The 3,436-nt window shown below is 71.4% G+C and carries 2 protein-coding genes; both read left to right on the top strand.

Annotated features, from left to right (window positions below):
• Window positions 1-96 precede the first annotated feature (96 nt).
• Entirely contained in the window at window positions 97-1,881 is a 1,785-nt protein-coding gene (locus DD1DGNOD_RS18295) for an N-acetylglutaminylglutamine amidotransferase (RefSeq protein ID WP_131767690.1), read from the top strand.
• A partial coding sequence (locus DD1DGNOD_RS27245; protein WP_430827834.1) for a TolB family protein occupies window positions 1,878-3,436 on the top strand: 1,559 nt, incomplete at its 3' end. The genes DD1DGNOD_RS18295 and DD1DGNOD_RS27245, both read left to right, overlap by 4 nt.

The raw sequence follows: 3,436 nt of genomic DNA, 5'->3' as shown, positions 1-3,436 counted from the left end.
CCGATGGTGGTAGCCACACGATCCGGAAGGGTCGTCCGGGAACGGGCGTCCAGGAGGGCCGTCGAAGAAGCCTATACGTGACCGACAGGAGCAGATATGTGCGGTCTGAGCGGAGAGCTGCGATTCGACGGTGCCGCGGCCGATGTGGACGCGGTGGTGCGGATGGCCGAACGGATGCGCCCGAGGGGTCCGGACGCCTCGGGCGTGTGGGCGTCCGGGCCGGTCGCCTTCGGCCACCGGCGCCTGAAGATCATCGATCTTTCGGAGCGCGGTTCGCAGCCGATGGTCGACAGCGAGCTCGGCCTGACCTCGGTCTTCAACGGCTGCATCTACAACTACCGGGAGCTGCGCGAGGAGCTGACCGCGCAGGGATACCGTTTCTTCTCGGCGTCCGACACCGAGGTGATCGGCAAGGCGTATCACCGGTGGGGTACCCGCTGCGTCGACCACCTCGCCGGGATGTTCGCCTTCGCCGTCCACGAGCGGGACACCGGCCGTCTCGTCCTCGGCCGTGACCGCCTCGGTATCAAGCCGCTGTATGTGACCGGGAACTCCGCCCGCCTGCGCTTCGCCTCGACGCTGCCCGCGCTGCTTGCCGCCGGCGGCGTCAGCGGTGAGATCGACCTGGTCGCGCTGCATCACTACCTGTCGTTCCACTCGGTGGTCCCGGCACCGCGCACGATCCTGCGCGACGTCCGCAAACTGCCCGCGGCCACGGTGCGGACCATCGAGGCGGACGGTTCGAGCACCGACGAGCTCTACTGGCGTCCGGACTTCTCCCGGGACCCGGCGTACGCGGGCTGGTCGGAGGAGGACTGGCGGGAGGCGATAGGTGAGCGGCTGCGCACCGCCGTGCGCCGGCGCATGGTCGCCGACGTCGGTGTCGGCGTGCTGCTGTCCGGCGGGCTGGACTCCAGCCTGATCGTGGCGCTGCTCGCCGAGGCCGGGCAGTCGGGCCTGGCGACCTTCAGCGTCGGGTTCGAGGCCGCCGGCGGCGAGTCCGGTGACGAGTTCGCCTACTCGGACGTCATCGCCGCCCACTTCGGCACCGACCACCATCAGATCCGGGTGGCCAGCGAGCGCCTGCTGCCCGCCATCGACCGAGCCGTCGCCTCGATGAGCGAGCCGATGGTCAGTCACGACTGCGTCGCGTTCCACCTGCTGTCGCAGGAGGTCTCGCGCCACGTCAAGGTCGTGCAGTCCGGGCAGGGCGCGGACGAGGTGTTCGCCGGCTACTCCTGGTATCCGCCGTTGGCCGGCGTCCGGCGTGACGAGGCGGTCGAGGACTACCTGCGGGTGTTCGCCGACCGCTCCCACGCGGCGATCAACGCCGTCCTCGAGCCGGAATACGCCCTCGGCACCGACGCCAGCCGCGCCTTCGTCACGGCCCACTTCGCCGAGCCCGGCGCGGCCAGCGCCGTGGACGCGGCGCTGCGCATCGATTCGACGGTCATGCTGGTGGAGGATCCGGTGAAGCGGGTCGACAACATGACCATGGCGTCCGGTCTGGAGGCCCGCACCCCGTTCCTCGATCACGAGCTCGTCGAGCTCGCCGCGGCCTGCCCGCCCGGACTCAAGCTCGCCTCCGGTGGCAAGGGGATCCTCAAGGACATCGGCCGTCCGATCATGCCTGCCGAGGTCATCGACCGTCCCAAGGGCTACTTCCCGGTCCCGGCGATCCGACACCTGTCGGGGGTGTACCTTGACCGCGTCCGAGAGTCGCTCACCGACCCGGTCGCCAAGGCCCGTGGGCTGTTCCGCGCCGACTGGGTGGAGGCCATGCTCGCCGCGCCGAACGACAACCGGACCACCCTCGGCGCGAACGCGCTGTGGCAGGCCGCCCTGTTGGAGATGTGGTTGCAAACCCAGGGGGTGTCATGATCGGTAACGGTGTGGCGGTCGGATCCCCCGAGCGCCGGGAGCCCGGCGGGCGCCTCGCCGATCTGGTGGACGACTGGGTGGCGGCGGCAAGCTGCTTCTCGCCGAGCCTGGGCAGCGCCGGCGAGGTCGCCTACGTCAGCGACCGTGACGGTACCCCGCGATTGTGGTTACGCGACGTGACTGGGGTGGAGTGGGTGGTCGACACCGGCGCCGGCCATGTCCGATCCGTGGTCTGCTCACCCGGCGGCGCCTGGATCGCCGTGGTGGTCGCGCCCGGGGGCGGGGAGTACACCGAGGTCCGGGTCGTCCGCCCGGACGGCAGCGGGCTGCGCCGCCTGGCCGGCGGCTGGTACTCGACCGTACCGGGGCCGGGGCTGGGGCCGGCTGCCGGCGCTGACACCGGAGCGGGTCCTGGAGCCGTGGAACCGGGTGGTGCTCACGCCGCGTTCACGACACCGGCTGTTGTGGCGCCACCCTTCCCGCCGTACCTCGGTGGGGACGGTTCCATGGCGGGAAGGGCGGCGGGCTCCGTGGCAGGTGCCGAGGCCGACACGGCGAGCGCGGCCACCCTTGGACGCTGGACGCCGGACGGCACCGCCGTGGCTGTGTGCGAGTCGGTCGGGTCGGGAATGACCCATGCTCTGCTCGTCGACCCCGAGACCGGGCGGCGTGACCATCTGGCCGTGGGCCAGGCGCTGGCCGTCTGCGACATCGACGGGGACGCCGCGAGCGGATACCGGCTGCTGCTGCGGGAGGGGCCCCGGGGCGTCCGCCGGCTCATCCTGGTCGATTCGGCGACCGGGCGCTTCCATCCCCTGCTGGATGGAACGGGCACGGTGGGGCTCGGCCGGTTCGCCGCGGACGTCACCGCTCCAGCCACGGATGCTGCCTCGTCCGGATCGTCGGGTGGGACTGTGGCCTACGTCCTTTCCGACGCCGGTCGGGAACGAGCTGCGCTGGTCGCAGTGACCCTAGGTAACGATTTCATGCCGAAGAGTGTCGATGTCGTGGCGGCCCGTGACGACGCTGACCTGGAGCGGTTCGCGCTATTGCCAGGCGGCTTCCCCACCGGCAGCGGCACCGGCAGTGGCAGAGCGCGGCCCGCCGCCGTGCTGGCGTGGAACGTCGACGGGCAGACCGTTCTCGACGTGGTCGATCTCAACCCGGGTGGATCGGGCCGCCCCCGGAGTCGCCGGGCCCTTCCCTCGCTACCGCGGGAGGTCGCGGGCAGCCTGCTCGTGCGCGACGGTGGACGCGGGCTGCTGCTGGCACTGGTCGGTTCGACCGTCCCCGGCGAGTTGTGGACCTACGACTTCGTCTCGGCGTCGGCCGGCTACCGATGTCTGGTCTCTCATGCCCCCACCGCCTTCCCGGTACCGGCGCTCGCGTCCGTCAGCGATCCGGACGGGGTCCCGGACGCGGATCCGGCGATACCAGCTGCGGCTGATCCTGCGGCCGGTCCTGCCGCGAGCCCTACGGCCGACCAGCACGGCGACCTCGCCACCGACATCGCCACCGCCACCGACCTCGCCACCGACATCGCCACCGCCACCGA

Source organism: Candidatus Protofrankia californiensis (assembly GCF_900634765.1).
GTDB lineage: Bacteria > Actinomycetota > Actinomycetes > Frankiales > Frankiaceae > Protofrankia > Protofrankia californiensis.
This window is presented reverse-complemented; position numbering and strand designations above follow the sequence as displayed.

Excerpts from the sequence above, each read along its gene's own strand:
- DD1DGNOD_RS18295 (WP_131767690.1), top strand. The coding sequence starts at position 97 with ATGTGCGGTCTGAGCGGAGAGCTGCGATTCGACGGTGCCGCGGCCGAT.